Consider the following 18,886-nt stretch of genomic DNA (forward strand, 5'->3'; position numbering starts at 1 on the left):
GTTCTCCTCAGGTGCGCACGCCGGTTTCGGCTCGTTGCGGTACCGGCGTCAGCCAGCCCGGTGGTGTCGACGACAAGCCGCTCACCGCGTCGCGGTAGGACTGACGCAGGGCGGTGAAGATCGGGCGGTGCTGGTCGAACGTTCGATCGTCGACCGCGGCGACGGGTACCAGGCCGAACGCGGTGCCGGTGAGGAAGACTTCGTCGGCGGCCTGCAGCGCCGCCCGGTCGACCGGGCCCTCGACCGTCCGGTAACCGAGCCTGGACGCGAGGGCCAGCACGCTGTCCCTGGTGATGCCGGGCAACAGGCTCTCCGTCCGCCACGGGGTGGTCACCACCCCGTCCCGGACGAGGAAGATGTTGGCGATCGTCGCCTCGGCCACGCGACCCGTGGCGGGGTCGAGCTGCACGGCGTCGTCGAAACCATTGGCGAGCGCGGCGGTTCGCGCCAGTGCGGACAGCGCGTACAGACCGGTTGCCTTGACCCCCACGGGAAACACCGAAGGGCCCGGCCGGTGCCACGGCGACACGGTCAGCCGCACCGGCTCGACCGGGTCGACCACGTCGGTCGCCGGCCAGACCTCGACACCCAGCGTGAAGCGGAAGGCGGTGAGCCCGACGCCGAGCCGGGGATCCGGCGTGTAGAGGACCGGCCGCAGGTAGGCGTCTCGTAGGCCGCCGCTCTCGGCCGCACGCAGCACCACCTCACGCAGTCGTCCGAGGTCGTACTCGTGCCGGATTCCCATCGCACGCGCCGAGGCAAGCAGTCGGCGCAGATGGTCGTCGAGCCGGAACACGGCGGAGCCGTCGGCGGTCCGATGGCACCGGATCCCCTCGAACACCGCCGAGCCGTGCTGGACGCTGTTGCTGCCGAAGGCCACGGTGCGGCTGTCCGGGTCGTCGTCGAGAACCGTGGCCACGGAGCGGGGTGCGCTGGTCGTCATGGGTCACCAGCGCCCCGGTCACGCAGCGAGGCGTTGAGCCGGGCCAGTTCCCGGACGCTGTCCAGCACCTGCTCGCGTGGCAGACCGAAGTCGACCAGGCAGCCCAGCTCGGTCACGCCCGCGGCACGCAGGCGGTCGACCACGGGTTGACAGGACTCGACGCTGCCGAACAGCCCGGAGTTGTCGATGTAGCGGCGCAGGCCGTGCTCGACGAGCGCCTGGCGGTCGGCGTCGCTCACGTCCTCGGGACGCACACCGATGTTCTGGCTGGCGGCGAACTTCTCGAACAGGTTCAGGTGGGCGGACAGGTAGCGGCGAAGCGGCTCACGCACCCGGCTCCTCGCCTCCGCGGCGTCCGCGGCGAGGTGGGTGTGCAGCATGCAGGTAACTTCCCGGTCCTCTATGGACTGTCCGGACTGGTTCAACGCAGCCCGGTACGACTCGGCGTTCCGGGCGATCTCGTCAAGGCTCTGCTCCAGCATGGCGGTCAGGACGTGGAGCCCGAGCCGACCGGCGGCCTGCCAGGTGCTGGGGTTCTTCGCGCTGGTCAGCCAGATCGGCGGGGCGTGTCGGGGCCGCGGGTAGGTTCGCACCTCGACGACCCGGTCCCCTGGTCCCGGCCGGCGCACCGAGCCCCCGGACCACAGCGTGCGCAGGTCGGCCAGGCGTTCCTCGAGCACCGTCTTGCGGCTGTCGAACCCGTCCGGGTTGAGCACGAAGTCGTCGGCGTGCCACCCCGAGGCGAGCGACATCCCCATCCGACCATTGCTCAGGGAGTCCAGCACGCCCCACTCCTCGGCGACGAGGAGCGGGTCGCGCAGCGGGAGCACGACGCTGCCCGAGCGCAGGGCGATTCGCTTCGTGCGGGCCGCGACGGCGGCGAGCAGCAGACCGGGGCTCGGGTATGGAGCCCCGAACGGGTCGAAGTGGCGCTCTGGCACCCAGATCGCGTGCAGGCCGAGCTCGTCGGCAAGCTCGGCGCAGTCGAGCACCAGGGCGTGCTTGTCCCTCGGGTCGTCCTCGACATCCGCCGAGAAGAAGAACACGCTGATCTTCAGACCGCGTCCGCCGCCCGCTCCTTCCTGAGCACCGGCCGGCGGTGACCCGGCCGACCCGGCCCGGTTCCGGAGCGCGTGCTCGATCAACGCGCGCCTGGACGGGTCCAGACCGTCCAGTGCGGACGTCGTGGTCGTCGCGCTGTTGTTGCCGCTCACACCTCTCCCCTCTTCTCGAGCTCGACGAGCCGAGCTCGGACCTCCTCGTCGGACAACGCCTCGACCTCGAGGAGCAGTGCGTCCAGTTCGTCGTCCACCGCCTGCTGCCGCGGACCCTCGTCGGTATGCGGAGCGACGTCCTCGTCGTGAGCCGGTGGTCGCACGCCGAGCGACTCCAGCTTCTCGGCGAGCCCGGCGACCGTGGGCAGCTCGAAGAGGTCGGTCATCTCCAGGTCTCCCGCACCGTGCTTGCGCAGCTGGCTGACCATCTGCATGGCCAGCAGCGAGTGCCCACCCACCTCGAAGAAGCTGTCGTGCAGACCGAAGTCCGAACGGCCGAGCAGCACGCGCCACAGCCAGGCCACGTACCGCTGCATCGGGGTGCCGTCGAACTCGGCGGGCTTGTCGGCCTTCTGGACGGGTGGCGGTGCCGACGCGGTGGCGACCGCCGGCGCGGCCTGCGGCGGTTTCGGTTCCAACCAGTGCCGGGTACGTGCGAAGGGATAGCCGGGCAGCGATATCCGCGCTCGCCGCTCCTGTCCGTACCAGGCGGACCAGTCGACGTCGCCGCCGGTCAGCCAGTAGTCGGTCAGGACCTCGAGCAGATCCGGCGGCGTGTCGGCCTCTCCCCCGACCAGTCCCAGGTGGACCGCGTCCGGACTGGTCGTCGCCGCAAGCCTGGACAGCGTCCGACCGGGGCCGATTTCGACGAACACGGTGACACCGTCGTCGACGAGCAGTCCGAGGCCGTCGGCATACCGGACCGGGCGACGGATCTGGTTCGCCCAGTAGTCGGGGCTCCTCGCCTCGTCCGGTTCGAGGTACCGCCCGTACACGTTGGACACCAGGAGGCTGGTCGGGTCGCTCAGCTCATACCCGGCGACCACGTCCCGGAACTGGTCGACCGCCTGGTCCATCAGCGCCGAGTGGAACCCTCGGTTCACCCCCAGTCTGCCGCACGACACCCCTTCCGCGCGAAGCCGCTCCTCGAAGGGGGTGAGTGCCGCGTCGGCGCCGGACACGACGACCAGACGCTGGGCGTTGACCGCGGCGATGTCGAGATCGTCCGGCAGCAGCGCGACGACCTCGTCCTCGGTGAGGTTGACGTAGAGCATGGCGCCTTCCGGCGTCGCCGCCATGGCCTCACCCCGGTGGCCGACCAGGCGTACCGCGGTCTCGAGGTCCATGACGCCGCACAGGGTGGCGCCGACCAGCTCGCCGACGCTGTGCCCGAGCATGGCGTACGGCCGGACGCCGTAGTCCAGCAGCGTGCGCCCCAGCGCCCACTCCACCGCGAACAGCGCGGGTTGGGTGACCTCCGTTCGCGCCAGGTCGGCCGAGGCGGCCTCGCGGTCGTCGATCGGACCGGTCAGCAACGGGCGGAGATCCCTACCGGCCAGGTCCGCGAACAGGTCGATGACGGTGTCCAGGTGCGCGGCGACCGTGGGCTCCCGCGCGGCGGCCACCGCCATGCCCGGGAACTGCTCTCCCTGGCCGGGAAACAGGAACGCCGTCCGCACCGATCCCCTGGTGCGCTGCTCCCGCTGCCGGCGACTGCCCCGAGTGGACAGTGCCATCGCGACATCGTCGAGGTCGGTGGCGAGGACGGCCCGGCGGATCTCGTGGTCGCGACGCCCGACGGCGAGGGTGTGGGCGACGTCGGCGACCGAGGCGGTCGGGTTCTCCCTGGCCCAGCGGCCCAGAGACTGCCCGAGGCGTTCCAGCGCCTCGCCGCTGCGTGCCGACAGCAGCACCGGGTGACGACGACGCTTCGAGGGCTCGCTCGCGACAGTTCGCGGCGCCTCCTCCACCACGACATGGACGTTGGTCCCGCCCATCGCCAGCGAGTTGATCGAGGCCACCAGCGGCTCGTCGGTGTCGAACGGGGTCAGCTCGGTGGCCACCCGGAACGGCGAGGACTCCAGACCGAGCTTGGGGTTGGGGCTCCTGAAGTTCACCACGGGCGGCACGCGCCGGTGTTTCAGCGCCAGCACGGTCTTGATCAGACCGGCCACTCCCGCCGCCGCGTCGAGGTGTCCGATGTTCGGCTTGGCCGAACCCAGCCAACAGTAGCCGCGGTCGTCGGTCGTCTCACGGAACGCCCTGGTCAACGCGGCCACCTCGATCGGGTCGCCGAGCGGGGTCCCGGTACCGTGCGCTTCGACGAGGCTGATCTCGCGGGCGGAGACCCCGGCCCGACGCAGGGCACCCACGACAGCACGTGCCTGACCATCGACGCTGGGCGCCGTGAAGCTCGCCTTCGTGCGACCGTCGTTGCTGATCGCCGAACCGCGGATCACCGCGTGGATCCGGTCGCCGTCCCGCAGCGCGTCCGGCAACCGCTTCAGCACGACGACGCCGACCCCGCTGCCGACCACACTGCCCGCGGCGTCCGCGTCGAACGCGCGGCAGTGCCCGTCGGCCGACGCGGTCCCGCCGGGGTTGGCCAGATACCCGGCGGCGTGCGGCATCCGCAGCGACGACCCGCCGGCGAGCGCCATGTCGCACTCGTCGTCGAGCAGTGCCCGCGCCGCCACGTGCACCGCGACCAGGGAGGTCGAGCAGGCCGTCTGAACCGCGATGCTGGGCCCGCGCAGGTCCAGCTTGTGCGAGACCCTGGTGGTCAGGTAGTCCTTGTCGTTGCCGATCATGACCTGTAGGTCGCCGACCACCGTCACCACGTCGGCGCTGTGCGGCATGACGTTGTGCAGGATGTAGGTGTTCATCGTCGAGCCGCCGAACACGCCGATGAGTCCGGGGAACCGGTGGCTGTCGTAGGCCGCGTCCTCCAGCGCGTGGTAGGCGCACTCCAGGAAGATCCGGTGCTGCGGCTCCATGATCGACGCCTCACGGGTCGAGTAGCCGAAGAACTCCGCGTCGAAGGTGTCCCCGTCGTCGAGGGGCGCCGAGGCGTTGACGTAGTTCGGGTCGTCGACCAGGTCAGGTCGAGCGCCGTTGGCCAGCATCTCCTCCCTGCTGTGCCGGACGACGCTCTCCACGCCCTCGCGCAGGTTCCACCAGAACTCCTCGATGGTCCGTGCGCCCGGGAGCCTGGCCGCCATGCCGATGATCGCGACCGAACCGGGGTGTCGCTCTACCGGGACTCGGGTCACGCCTCCTCCTTCCCGTTGACCGCCTGCATGTCCGGTCGTGTCCTGAGGACGCCTCCGGCTCGCCGGTGCGCGGTGATCCGCCTGGCGAGATCGCACGGGCGGGGGTGGTCGAATATCTCGTGCACCGGGAAGGTCACGCCGGCGGACGCCTGAAGCCAGCTGTGCACCCGGGTGACGGCCAACGAGTGAGCACCCAGGTCGAAGACGTTCGATCCGGCGTCCACCTCGGACACCGAGAGCACCTCGGCCCAGATCTCGCACACCGCGGCCTCCACGTCCGCGGGGGACGCCGTCCCGACGAGCACGGTGGGACCGACCCGCGCCGCCAGCCGCTCGAGCGCCGCCTCGTCCAGCTTTCCGTTGGTCGTGCGGGGCAACGACTCGAGCGGGATCATCGTGCTCGGCACCATGGCAGGTGGCAGCACCTCGGCGAGGTGGCGCGCCACGACGTCCAGGTCCACCCGCTCACCCACCAGGAACGCGGTCAGGTCGCCGTGGTCACCGATGACCCGCACCACGGCACCGTGCACGGTCGGCGCGGCAACGAGCGCCTTCTCCACCTCGCCGAGCTCGACGCGGAACCCGCGCACCTTCACCTGCCGGTCGGCTCGTCCAACCACCACGTAGCCGCTGTCCGGACGGACGTAGGCGAGGTCCCCGGTCCGGTAGAGCCGGTCCGGGTCGAGGTCCAGCCGCACGAACCGCTCCGCTGTCCGCTCGGGGCGGCCGAGGTAGCCGTCGGCCACCCCCGGGCCGCCGACCAGGAGCTCGCCGAGCGCACCGACGGGAACCGGCCGGTTCGCCGCGTCGACCAGGTGGATCCGGCTGTTCGCCGTGGCCGTGCCGACCGGCAGCACCTCGGGCAGCTCGTCGTCGGACACGCTCCACGGGATCTCGTACATCAAGCAGTTGACGGTCGCCTCCGTCGGCCCGTACCCGTTGACCAGCCGACAGCCCGGTTCGACGAGCGCCCGCAGTCCGACGACGGTGGACCGCCGCAGCACCTCACCGCCGACCAGCACCAGACGCAGCTGCGGCAGCGGTTCCCCGTTCGCCGCCAGCTCGTCGGCGTAGGACGGTGTGGTGAACAGGACGGTGACCCGCTCGCGGCGCAGGAAGCGGGCGTAGTCCCGCGCGCTGCGCCGGTCGTCCCGGTCGGGCACGACCACACAGCCCCCGGTGGGCAGGATCGTGAACAGCTCCTGCAGCCCGAAGTCGAAGCCGAGCGAGAGCGTCTGGGCGATACGTGCCCAGGGGCCCAACCCCCACTGCCGCTCGCACCAGGCGACCAGCGGCGAGATCTGGTCGTGCCGGATCCGCACGCCCTTGGGCGTTCCGGTCGACCCGCTGGTGTAGACCGTGAACGCCGGAGCCGTGGGCGGCGGAGGGGGTGACGGACACGGCGTCCCCGGGTCCTTCAGGAGAGCGGAGAGCTCGAGGACGGGAACGGCCGCCGCGCCGGCCGTGGCGAGCCGGCGTGCGCGGGCCGCCTGGGCCGGGCAGGTCACCAGAACCGCCGGCGAGCAGTCCGCCAGCATGCCGGCGAGCCGCCGGTCCGGGTGGTCGGTCGGGAGCGGCAGCACGCCGAGGCCGCGGGACCAGGCCGCGAACATCACCACGGCGAAGTCCGCCGAGGACTCGACGAGCACCGCGACCTGCGACCGGCCGCCCTCCGATGCCAACTGGTCCGGGTGCGCGGCCGCCCCTACCGCGTCGGCGACCTGGTCGACGCGGGCGACGAAGTCGCCGTAGTCCCAGGTGCCGGCCCTGCGCACCACCGCTGGCCGGCCCGGGTCCTCGGCGGCGACCGCGCGCACCCGGTCCAGTAGCGGCGGGGTGAGCGGTCCGGCCTCGCTCCACCCGATCCGGTTGAGGAGCGCGGCGTCCCGCCGGGAGAGCGCCAGCAGGTCGCCGAGGAGGGCGTCCGGCCGTACCAGGGCGGCTGCCAGGGCATCCTGGAACGCGGTGAGCAGGGCGGACGCCGTCTCCTGGGTGAACAGGTCCGCCGCGTAGTCCAGCGCGAACCGGTAACCCCCGTCCCGCGGGGTGACGACCAGGTCGAGGTCGTACCGGCAGCTGCCGACCGGCACCGGGACGGACCGCAGGGACAGCGGACCGAGCTCGAGATCGGCGGCGAGGCCGCCGATCGCCTCGAGCATCGCCGGCACCTCGGGCAGGGGGTTCTCGTGCACCGTGACCAGGGTCTCGACGAGAGGATGCCGCCCGGCCGCCCTCGCCGGCCGGACCGCGGCCACCGCCCGGGCGAGGGGGTACATCCCGGCGTCCATGCCCTCGTCGAGCTGGTCGCGCACGGCCGTCGTCGCCGCGGACAGCCCCGCGTCGAGCGAGGTGTCCACGGCGACCGGCACCGTGTTGGTGCACAACCCCGCCACGGTGGCGTGGCGACCGGTTCCCCGGCCACTGACCGGCACGCCGACCACGACGGGGGTCGGCGTGCCGTACCGGTGCAGGACCGCGGCCCACAAGGTGATCATCAGCGCGACGATGTCGCGCCCGGGCGAGGGCGGCACGGTCAGCGAGGAGCTGACCCGCCCGGCCCGGGAACCCCGCCGAGGGCCACGGGGTAGGTCGGTGCGGACGTCGACCGGCCGTTCCCTCGTGGGCAGCAGCCGGCGCAGGGCGTCGTCACGCGCGGCGGCCGCCGCGGAGGCCAGGTACGCCTCCTGTTCCCGCACGTAGTCGTCGTAGGACAGGCACACCGGCGCTGTCGGTTCCCGGCCGGCGAGAAGCTCCGCGTAGCAGGAGCCGACGTCGCGCAACGCCAGGCACAGCGACCACAGGTCGGTGACCAGGTGGTGTGCCACCACCTGGTACACGAGCCGGGTCGGCGTCCGATGCCGGTACAGCCGCAGCAGCGGGCCCTGTTCGAGGTCCAGGAGCGTCGCCGCGGTGGAGGCCAGCCGTTCCTCGAGCCGGTCGTCCTCGACGTCGACGGTGGTCGGGCTCAACGCCTCCTGCCGGCGTCGGGCATCGACCGGGACTCGCAGCCAGGTGTCGCCCCGCATGGACAACCGTGTCCAGAGCTCCGAGCGCCAGGACAGCGCGAGCTGGATCGCCCGGTCGAGGACGCCCAGGTCGGTGCCGGCCGCGGGCGCGAAGGCGAACGAGATCAGGTACTCGGTGCTCGTGGGGTTCATCATGTGCAGGAACAGCAGCGACTCCTGCGCGGCGGACAGCCGGCCGGACCCCGCGCCGTCAGGCCGTGCCGCCAGGCCGTCGGCGCGCGGGCGGGCCGAGACGGCCCTGGCGAGGTCGGTGAGGGTGGCCCCACGGAGCAGCTCACGCACCGGCACGTCCACACCTGTTTCGCGCACCAGGTGTTCGGCAAGTCGGACGGCACTCAGCGAGTCGAGCCCGTACCCTGCGAGCGGCACGTCCGGCTCGGGCTCGACGCCCAGCACCTCCCGGACCGCGCCCAGGACAGCGTCCCCGTCGGTACCGCCCCGGGCCACCTCCGCTCCGGCGTCGGCCGCGCGGAACCGCTCGTACTCGCCGGACAGGTAACGCGTTCGGCACTCGCCGCGGCGCAGCTTGCCGCTCGTCGTCTTCGGGACGGTGTTCCTGGGCACGGCGAGGATGTCCACCAGGCGCAGGCCGAGCGCGTTCACCGCGGCGGAGGTGGCCGCGCGCCGGTCGGCGGCGGTGAGGGTGCGTCCCGGGCGGATCTCGGCCACGACGACCGCGCCTTCGCCGTCGGGAGAGGCGAACGCCGCGACGCAGCCGGGTCGCACCGGCGGGCAGTTCTCGGTCACGAGCCGTTCCACGTCCTGGGGGTGGTGGTTGCGTCCGCGCACCACCATCAGGTCCTTGATGCGTCCCGTCACGTACAGCTCGCCCCGGTCGAGGAAGCCGAGGTCTCCGGTGCGGAGCCAGCTTCCGTTCCTGCCGCGGGCCGTCGCGCCGAACACGGCCTTCGTCGCCGTCGGCTTGCCGAGGTAGCCGGCGGCCACGCTGTCGCCGCGCACGAGGATCTCGCCGACCTCGCCATCGGCCGCCGGGCCGTCCTTCCCGTCGACGACGACCACCTCGCAGTCGCGCGGCACACCGCAGGACACGGCCTGGCCGCCGTCCGGGGCCGGTGCGGTGACCATTCGACGGCCCACGGGGGCCGAGGTGACGAGCAGGGTGGCCTCGGCGAGGCCGTAGCACGGAACCAGTGCGTCGGCCCGGAAACCACGCGGCGCGAGGAGTTCGGCGAACCGTCCCAGGGTCCGCGCCGACACGGGTTCGGCTCCGCAGTAGGCGACGCGCCACGCGCTCAGGTCGAGCTCGGGGACGCCGTCCCGACCGGCGGCCCTGACGATCAGGTCGTAGGCGAAGTTCGGTCCGCCGCTGGTCGTGACGCCGAAACGCGCGACAGCGGTGGGCCAGTTCAGCGGCCGGGAGATGAAGTCGAGCGGTGAGGCGAGGTAGGCGGGGAAACCGGTGTGCAGCGGATGCAGGATGTTCCCGATCAGCCCCATGTCGTGGTAGGCCGGGAGCCAGCTGAGCACCACGGTGTCGGCGTCGTGGCCGAACGCGGCGGCGATGGCCGTGAGGTTGGCCGCGAGGCTGCCGTGGGTGACCATGACGCCGCGAGGGTCCGCGGTCGAGCCCGAGGTGTACTGGAGGAAGGCCAGCTGGTCCGGTCGCGCCCCCCGGTCCGGGCGGTACCGGTCGGCGCCCGTCTTCCAGTGCACCGGGACCGGGAGGATCCGCGCCAGGTGGTCCGCCGCGCCCTGGTCCGCCGTCCACGCCAGGACCGCGCCGCTGTCCGCGAGCACCCGCCGGACGATGGCGACGTTGTCTTCGGTGTCCACCAACGGGTACACCGGCACCGGCACGCAGCCCGCGTACAGGCAGCCGAGGAACGCGGTGACGAACCCCAGTCCCGGAGGCTGGACCAGGAGCACCCGGTCACCAGGCCGCGCGTTGGCCAGCAGGGTGCCCGCGACGGTCGCCGCCAGGTCGTCGAGCGCGCCGTAGGTGACTGACTCCCCCGGCTCGGCAAGGCCGTCCAACCACGTCAGCGCCACTCGGTCCGGATCCGAGGCGGCGTGCCGCAGCACGGCAGCCACCAGATCGACGGGCTCGGGCTCACCCATGGCGCTCCACCACCGGCGACGAGAGCGTGTCCAGGTAGGCGGCCAGCTCACCCAGGCGCGGGTTCTTGAACACCGCCACGAGCGGAACGGAGTGTCCGGACGAGCGACGTAGCCGCGCCGCGACCCGGATCGCCAGCAGCGACTGCCCGCCCAGGTGGAAGAAGTTGTCGTCGGTCCCGACCCTCTCCACCCCCAGCACCGCCGACCAGGCGGCGGCCACCAGCAGTTCGTTGCGACTCACCGGCGGCCGGTGCGGCGGGCGGGCGCCGGCCCCCGGCGGAGCCGGCGCGGGCAGCCGTACGCGGTCCACCTTTCCGCTGAGGGTGGTCGGCAGCGAGTCCACCGCCACGAACACCACCGGCACCATGTAGCCGGGAAGCCGTTCAACGGCCGCTGCCCGCAGCTCCGCCGCGTCGACAGGCGCCGTCGCGCGGTAGTACGCGGCGATCCCCCGTCCCCCGGGGCAGTCCTCTCGCACCGCCACGGCCACCTGCACCACGCCGGGCATGGCCGCGAGTACCGCCTCGATCTCACCGAGCTCCACCCGGTTGCCACGCAGCTTGACCTGGTCGTCGGTTCGCCCGAGGAACTCCAGCCGGCCGTCGGCGCGGCGGCGCGCCCAGTCACCGGTCCGGTACATCCGTTCTCCGGCTCCGGAGAACGGGTCGGCGACGAACCGAGCGGCGGTCCCGCCCGGCATGCCGCGGTAACCGCGGGCAACCCGACCGCCGGCCAGGTAGACCTCTCCCGGGACGCCGTCGGCAACCGCGCGCAGTGCCGTGTCCAGGAGGTACAGGCGCGCGTCCGCCAGCGGCTCACCGAGGTGGGGTGCGGTCCCCGGCGTGATCTCGGCTACCGTCGCGTCCACAGTGCACTCGGTGGGCCCGTAGAGGTTCACCGCGCGGACGCGGCCGGTGGCGGTGAGCCGGCACAGGCGGTCCCACAGACCCTGGGAGATCGCCTCACCTCCGACGAGGAGTCGGGCCGGGACACCGTTCCCACCCGGGTCCACGTGGTCCAGAACCACTCCCAGGTGGGTCGGCGTGATGTCCAGGTCGGTCAGCGCCTGCCGGCGGGCGAAGGCCGTCAGCTCGGCCGGGTCCGCCCGCACCCGCTCGTCCAGGACGACTACCGTGTCGCCGCGGAAGACCCGGGTCCACTGCTGCACGGACGCGTCGAACGCGACGCTGGCGTTCCACCCCACCCGGCCGGGCTCGTCACCGACCACGCCCGCCGACTCGAGTGCGTCGAGCAGGTCCGCGACCCCGCCGTGCGTCACCGCGACGCACTTGGGTCGTCCAGTGGAGCCCGAGGTGTACATCGTGTAGAGCAGGCTGTCCTGATGGACCGCGACATCGCGGAAACTCGTGCTCGGCGTGCACTCCCCCACCCGCAGCGGCTGGATGCCGGGCAGGGAGGCGCAGTGCCGCTCCGTGTCGGCGTCGACGAGCACAGTGGACACCCCGCTCTCCCGGATGGTCGCGGCGAGACGTGCGGCGGGCAGTGTGGGATCCAGCGGGAGGTAGGCCGCACCGGCACGAACAACCCCAACCAGACCGACCACCAGTTGGGACGACCGGGGCAGGCACACTCCGACCACCGACTCCGGCCCCAGCCCACGGGCGGCCAGGGTGGCGGCGACCGACGCGGAGCGGCGGTCGAGCTGCTGGAAGGTCAGGGTGGCGTCCGACGCGACCACGGCGGCCCGGCGCGGACCGTGGGCGAGCACGTCGACGAAGCGCTGAGACAGGGAGCGCCGGGGACGAGCGGGCAACCGCGCATCCCGCAACGCGGTGACTGTCGACAGGTCAGGCATGGCGGCTCCTACTCTCCTGGGAAGGCGGAGTCACGCGGAGACCTGGTACCGGAACCTCGGCGGCGCGGGGGCAACCGCACCGACAGCGGCCTCGAACCGGCGCTCCAATTCGGACAGCTGGCGGGGGTCACCAGAGCCGCTGTCCCGATGGCGCATGATCTGCTGGCTCAACCGCAACATCGGCAGCAACTCGTCCACGCCAACGCCCTTGCCCGCGAGGTAGGGCAGTGACCAGAAGTCGAAGTCGTACAGCGGCAACCACACCGAGCCGGTCACCTCGTCGAACATGCGGTCGGTCTGGCTCGCCGCCTCCTCGGCGGACATCGTGCGGTGGGACCAGTGGTAGCCCGCCCCGTCGATGCCGAAGACCTCCTTGTTCCGGTACACGGGCGACCTCGGGTTCGCCCACCAGGGCTGCGCGCGCCAGAACGTCGGCCGGGTCTCGTTCAGGAACTCGACGGTGTTCCCCACCGTACTCGCCGTCTCGCCGGGAAAGCCGACGATGATCGACGCGAACGTGGTGATACCTCGCTCGTTGAGCCGCTGGATCCCGACCCGGTACTGGCTGTCCTGGGCGAGCTTGTGCATGTTGTCCAGGACACCGGGGTCACCCGACTCGATGCCGAGGAAGACGCCCGCGCAGCCGCTGGCGGCGGCCAGGTCGAAAGCCTCCTCGTCGCGGGCGTTCGAACAGCGGAAGTAGGAGTACCAGGACAGACCGAGGTCCTCCTCGATCATCATCCGGCAGATTTCCTTGAACCGCTTCGGTGGCACGTTGAAGGTGTCGTCCACGAAGACCAGGTTCCGCACCCCGAGCTCGGCCATCGCCCGCAGCTCCTTGCGGACGGTGTCCACCGACGCCGTCGCCAGGGCGCCGGCACGGGACGGGTAGTCGCAGAAACTACACTTGAATGCGCAGCTCCTGGCCGTGCGCGTCTGCGCGGTTGGGCCGATCAACTCCGCCGGGAACGACCTCCAGTCGATCGACGCCTGGTTCAGGTCGTTGTTCTCCGGCCGCTTGCGGGTCAGCTGCCAGCTCTCCCCGTCCGGGCAGAGCACCACATTGGACACAGTGGACAGATCCGAGCGGCCGCGCACCGCCTCGACGATCTCGACGAGTGCGTGCTCCCCCTGCGACTCGAGTACGTAGGAGTCCGCGCTCATGGCGAAGAAGAGGTCCTGCACCACCTCGGTGATGCCGTCGACGCACAGGTTGTCGATCAGCGGGCCGCCGACGACGACGTGGGCGCTCGGCGCGTGTGCGCGGACGAACTCGACGATGGGTACGACGGGCAGGATGTTGACGTAGAACGTCGTCGTGATCGCCACCACCGCCGGCCGGCGGTCGAGGAGGTCGGCCAGCCGGTCCAGCTCCGCACTGAACAACGACACCGGCTCGGCACACAAACCGTGCCGGGACAGGAAGTTAGCGAGGTAGAGGGTGGCGAGATTGGCCACCTCGCCGACGTGGTAGCGGTCGGAGCGACCGGTGACCTTGTTGCGCAGCAGGCTGAACGCCTCCAGCCACGGCACCGGCCGGCCGTCCACGACGAGGTGCTCCTTGCGGAAGATCTGGTACTCCGCGGAACGCGGTCCGGCACTCTCACACATCGCGCGGTACCCGTCGAAGTCGCCTTCGTTGTACCCGATCACCACGCAGTCAAGATCGGACATCGCGTGTGTTCGTCCCTCCTGACGACTGGGCCATCGATCGGAACAGTAGAGACGCTCGGTTGTGAACCGGTTATGCACGAATCTCCAGGATCGACGGGTCCTCGGGACAGAGGATGTCGATCCTCCAGACCGCCGACAGCGACACCAGGCGGGCCTGGTTGACCAGGATGACGGCCCACGGACCGTCCAGCTCCAACAGTGGACGCACCTCGTGTGCCTCGGCCACGTCGTTCAACACCAACGCGATCGAGCCCGGACGCGCTCGGCACGCCCCGCTGGTCTGGATGGCGCGCCGAAACTCCTCGCGCTCGCCGCCGGCCAGCCGGAGCGCCTCGGTGAGAAGCCGCACAGACCGGCGGTGCGGTCGCTTCGTGCGTCCGCGCTCGAGGTCGGAGATCGCCCGGATGCTCACCCCGGAACGCTCCGCGAGCTCCTCCTGGGTGAGGCAGTTCTCCTCCCGAAGGGTCCGGAGCAGCCGCCCGAAATCGGATATACCGGTTGACCCTGACATTTCCGTCACCACCACCCATGGTGGGGAAGATCCCCAGTCGAACGACCTTGACGCGGCGTTCCTACCGTTCCGCCCTCGGGCCGTCGGTCATCGACCAGATATAACGGCCCCGCCCATGTCCAGCACGCCCCCGCCCCCGTGAACAACGGCTTCCCGGCGGACCGGACGCCGCACACCGCGGCCGGAGCGTTGTCCCGCGGCGGCCTGTTCTCCGGACAATCCGCGGACCAGCACCGAAACCGGAGAGGTGAGGATCCGGGCGCGACCGGGACGCCGGGTCAGGAGCCGGTCAGGTAGGCGGCGCGTTCCTCGTCGGTGAGCTGGCGTGTGACGTGCGCGTCGGCGTAGGTCCGGAGTTCGGCGAGCGAGCCGCAGACCGGGCACTTCCACACGCGGACCGTGCCGTCGTCGTGGGCGGTGGCGAACCGGTCGTCGGGAGCGACGGCCACGCTCTCGACCGAGGCCCGGAAACCGCGGAAGGTCAGGGACTCGCCGGGCCGGGCCACCGTCCAGCGACGCACGGTCGCGTCGTTGCCGCTCGTCACCAGGTACCGCCCGTCCGCGCTGAAGGCCGCGCTGACCACGATCCCCTGGTGCCCCCGCAGGACAGTGGTCCTCCCCTCGCCTGTCGTCGACCAGATCCGCACCAGGCCGTCGTTTCCCCCGGAGGCGAGGCGGCGACCGTCCGGGCTGAACGTGACCGTGAACACCAGTCCACGATGACCGCGCAGCACCTCCGGGGGGCCACCGGTGGCGAGGTCCCACACCATCACCGCGCCACTCACCCCGCCAGCGGCCACCCGCCGGCCGTCCGGGCTCCACGCCACGATGTACAGCTTGTCCTCGGCGGCGGGGAGCACCACGGGCTCGCCGCCCGAGACGCTCCAGATTCGCAGCGCGTTCGTGCGGTCGGCCACGACGACGCGCTCGCTGTCCGGGCTGAACGCGACCCGCCAGGCGTCGCTGGGCAACCGCACCGGCTCGCCACTGCCGTCGCCGCGCCAGATCCACACGGTGCCCGCGACGTCCACCCCGGCGACGTGCTGTCCGTTCGGGCTGAACAACACCTGCCACATCGGCTCGCCGGTACCGCGCAGCGTCACCGTGGGCGTCGTGCGCGACAGGTCCCACAGCCGCACGGTGCCGTCCTCGCCCGCGCTGGCCACCCGACTTCCGTCCGGGCTGAGCACCGCACCCCACACCGGGCCCTCGTGTCCGCGCATGACGACCTGGTCCCCCGTGTCGTTGACGTCCCACACCCGCGCCGTGCCGTCGTCGCTGGCGGTGGCCACCGTGGTTCCGTCCGGGCTGAACGACGCCGCCCACACGGTGCCGCGGTGACCGTGCAGGACCACCGGCTTGGCATGCCGCGTGGCGTTCCAGACGCGGACGGTGCCGTCGTTGCCGGTGCTGGCGACCAACTGCCCGTCGGCGCTGAAGGCGACTCCCTCCGCGGTGCCGTCGTGCCTGCCGAGCACCATCGGCGCGCTCGTCCCGGCGACCTCCCAGACCCGCACCGTGCCGTCCGTGCTCGCGCTCGCCACCCGCCTGCCGTCGGGGCTGAAGGCGATCGCCTCGACCGAGTCGTGATGGCCGCGCAGCACGACCGGCGCGCCGCCGTCCAGAGGCCAGATCCGCACAGTGCCGTCGCCACCGCTGCTGGCCACGCGCCGGCCGTCCGAGCTGAACGCCACGCCCAGCACCCGACCGGTGTGGCCGTCGAGCACCGTGGGCTCGCCGCCGTCGACCGGCCAGATCCGCACCGTGCCGTCCTGCCCCGCGCTGGCGACCCGCTTTCCGTCGGGGCTCAACGACACCGCCCAGATCTCCTCCCGCTGGCGACGCACGGACACCAGCGTGCCGGTCTCCCAGTCCCACACCGACACCGCCCCGTCCACCCCCGCGGCCGCGAGGCGCTTCCCGTCCCGGCTGAACACCGGGGTCCACACCTCGCCGTCATGACCGCGGAGCACGACGGGGTCCTTGCCCGTCACCTTGCCGTCGCGCCACTCCCAGATCCGCAGCGCGCCGTCCGCGCCCCCGGTGACGAGGTGCCGGCCGTCCGGTGCGAACGCGACACCGGTGATCTTCCCGCCGTGCCCGGACAGGCTGGCCCGGACGTGCGACTCGATCGCGGCCTGCCGCAGCGCTGCCTCGGTGTCCTCGCCGGGACGGGTCTGGAAGGCCTCTCGGGCGAGCAGCAGGCCGAGCTCCGGGTCAAGCTGGGCCTGTGCCCGCGCGTCCGCGATGAGCTGGCGGCTGTAGGCAATCTCCTTCTCCGTCGCGGCCTCCTTCGCGAGCAGCAACGCGAGGACCGCCAGCACGGTCACCACGACCGTCGCCGTCGCCAGACCGCCGAACGCCAGCCGCAGGCGCCACTTGCGCGCGTTCCGCTCGCGGTCGCTGGCCTTGACGCTGAGGCTCAGGAACTCCCGCTCGGTGTCGTTGAGCCGGTCCTTCGGCCGGTCCTGCCAGGCCGCGAGCCGGGCACCCCGGTACAGCCACCCGTCGTCGCGGTCGTGGCGTTCCCAGTCGGCGACGGTCTCGGTGAGCCTCCGGTGCGCCGACAGGGTCTCCCGGTCCTCGGCCAGCCACACGCGCAGGCGGGGCCAGGAACGGATCAAGGCCTCGTGCGCCACCTCCACGGTGTCCTGGCCCAACGTCACCAGCCGCGCGTCGGCGAGGCTGGCCAGCACGGTGGTGACCGCCTCGGCGTCCGGGCCGCCGAGCAGCTCCCGCCGGGAGACGCGGCGACGGGTGTCCTCCGTTCCCTCCCCCAGCGCCGTCAGGCGCAGGAACACGTCCCGGGCGACACGTTGCCCGGCCGCGTCGAACTGGGCGAACACCCGGTCCGCCGTGCGCGCGATCGCACCCCGTACGCCGCCCGTCCGCCGGTAGCCGGCCAACGTCAGCCGGTCGCCGCTGCGCTGCTTCCACGTCTCGAGCAGCGCGTGGGACAGCAACGGCAGCACGCCCGGCTCGCCCACGACGTCGGCGAGCACGGCCTCGACCAGTGCGGCCTCGACCGCGAGGCCGGCGGCAGCGGCCGGCTCCCGGATCACGGCACGCAGGTCCTCGGCGGCCATCGGGCCGACCAGCACCTGGCGGTCGCGCAACGCCGCGACCAGCGCCGGGTACTGCGCACACCGCGCGTAGAAGTCCGCCCGAACCCCCAGCACGACCCGCGCCAGGCCGTCGCACTCCTGCGCCGCGGCCAGCAGGCAGGCGAGGAAGCTCCGGCGCTCGGACTCGTCCCGGCAGAGGGTGAACACCTCTTCGAACTGGTCGACGACGATCGCCAACCGCGCCCCCGGCGCCCGGTTGGCGAGCGCCTGTCTGATCAGCGCGCAGATCTCGCCCGGCGCGGCGGCCAGGTCCGCGCCGAGGTCGGGCTCCCGGCAGGCCAGGCCGGCGAGCTCGGCGGCGAGCTGTTCGACGGGGCGGGAACCCGGGGTGAGGAGGACCGTGGGCCAGTCGGCACTGCCGGGGAGGTGGTTCTGCCAGACCGCAGGGAGCAGACCCGCGCGCAGCAGCGAGGACTTCCCGCTGCCGGAGGCCCCGAACAAGGCGAGGAACGTCGACTCGGAAAGCCGGGAGCACAGGTCCTCGACCAGGTCGTGCCGCCCGAAGAACCGGTTGGCGTCCTCCGGCTCGAACGACGTGAGCCCCAGGTAAGGCGCCTTGGCGAGGTCACGGTCGTCGTGCGCGGCGCTCAGGGCGACCGACGTCTGCTCCCACCGCTGTTCCCACTCGTCCGGATCCGCGCCGCACGCGCGAACGTAGGCCAATGTGACAGCCAAGGATGGTAATGTCTCACCACCCGCGGCCTCGGACAACGCGGTCACCGAGTAGCCGGCGCGCCGCGCGAGCACCCGATAACTCGGCCGCCCCGCCGACTCCCGCACCCCACGCAACTCGTGGGCGAACCGCTGTAGCGGCCCATCCTCGGGATCGAGCCGACGTTCGCGCCGCCCCATCAACACCTCCCAGCATCCGCGACGGCCGGACCGAAAGTCCCGCCGTGGCCGTCCCCAGACAAGATCACCGCCGCATGATCCCGCTCCGGCACCACAGGTGTCATGCGATCGGCCAGAAACCCAGGACGATGGCCGTCCATCCCAAAGCCGAGCATCGCAGAACTGGTACATCCCAGCTCCGCAGCCCCCGAGGCTCCCTCCCCCACCGCAAACCCCTGCGGAACACCCCAGCTCCCTAGAGCCCCCCGGGCTCCCTCGCCCAGGCCATCTCGTAGCTCCTGGTCGGCGGAGTCAAGGGTCGAGCGAAGCGAGATCGCGAAGCGACGCCCGAAGGGCGCCCTTTACGCCGCCGACCAGGAGTACGACACTCGAGGCCGAGGGAGCTGTCTCAACCGTGAACAAGAACCGCTCCCTCGGCCGTTGATCGTCGTACTCCGCCCCAACGGTGTAAAGGGCGCCTCCGGCGTCGCTGACGCGAGCTCGCTTCGCTCGCCCCTTGACACCATTGGACCGGAGCTACGAGACGGCCTGTA

The 18,886-nt window shown here is 71.9% G+C and carries 8 protein-coding genes; all 8 read right to left on the reverse strand.

Annotated elements, in window-relative coordinates; genetic code table 11:
- Nucleotides 1-7: 7 nt before the first annotated feature.
- Nucleotides 8-943: an aminotransferase class IV gene (locus BU204_RS25845; protein ID WP_075128352.1), complete on the reverse strand. Its 936-nt coding sequence runs from the start codon at nt 941-943 to the stop codon at nt 8-10.
- Complete coding sequence (locus BU204_RS25850; protein ID WP_075128353.1) at nt 940-2,157, reverse strand: MupA/Atu3671 family FMN-dependent luciferase-like monooxygenase; 1,218 nt, start codon at nt 2,155-2,157, stop codon at nt 940-942. The genes BU204_RS25845 and BU204_RS25850 overlap by 4 nt, the downstream gene beginning before the upstream one ends.
- Nucleotides 2,154-5,270, reverse strand: a complete 3,117-nt coding sequence (locus BU204_RS25855) for a type I polyketide synthase (RefSeq protein WP_075128354.1) — start codon at nt 5,268-5,270, stop codon at nt 2,154-2,156. Before BU204_RS25855 ends, BU204_RS25850 begins: the two co-directional genes overlap by 4 nt.
- Nucleotides 5,267-10,375: a non-ribosomal peptide synthetase gene (locus BU204_RS25860; protein WP_075128355.1), complete on the reverse strand. Its 5,109-nt coding sequence runs from the start codon at nt 10,373-10,375 to the stop codon at nt 5,267-5,269. Before BU204_RS25860 ends, BU204_RS25855 begins: the two co-directional genes overlap by 4 nt.
- Nucleotides 10,368-12,191, reverse strand: coding sequence for a non-ribosomal peptide synthetase (locus BU204_RS25865; protein ID WP_075128356.1), 1,824 nt, complete (start codon nt 12,189-12,191; stop codon nt 10,368-10,370). Before BU204_RS25865 ends, BU204_RS25860 begins: the two co-directional genes overlap by 8 nt.
- Nucleotides 12,192-12,221: 30 nt before the next feature.
- A complete protein-coding gene (locus BU204_RS25870) occupies nt 12,222-13,865 on the reverse strand; it encodes a PhpK family radical SAM P-methyltransferase (RefSeq protein WP_075128357.1) in 1,644 nt (547 codons plus the stop codon).
- A gap of 70 nt (nt 13,866-13,935) precedes the next feature.
- Nucleotides 13,936-14,376 carry a helix-turn-helix domain-containing protein gene (locus BU204_RS42175; RefSeq protein WP_075128358.1) on the reverse strand — a complete coding sequence of 147 codons (441 nt, stop codon included), beginning with the start codon at nt 14,374-14,376 and terminating at the stop codon, nt 13,936-13,938.
- Between the two features lie 278 nt (nt 14,377-14,654).
- Nucleotides 14,655-18,353: an nSTAND1 domain-containing NTPase gene (locus BU204_RS25880; protein ID WP_075128359.1), complete on the reverse strand. Its 3,699-nt coding sequence runs from the start codon at nt 18,351-18,353 to the stop codon at nt 14,655-14,657.
- Nucleotides 18,354-18,886: the final 533 nt, after the last annotated feature.

Source organism: Actinophytocola xanthii, assembly GCF_001921205.1.
GTDB classification, from domain to species: Bacteria; Actinomycetota; Actinomycetes; order Mycobacteriales; family Pseudonocardiaceae; genus Actinophytocola; species Actinophytocola xanthii.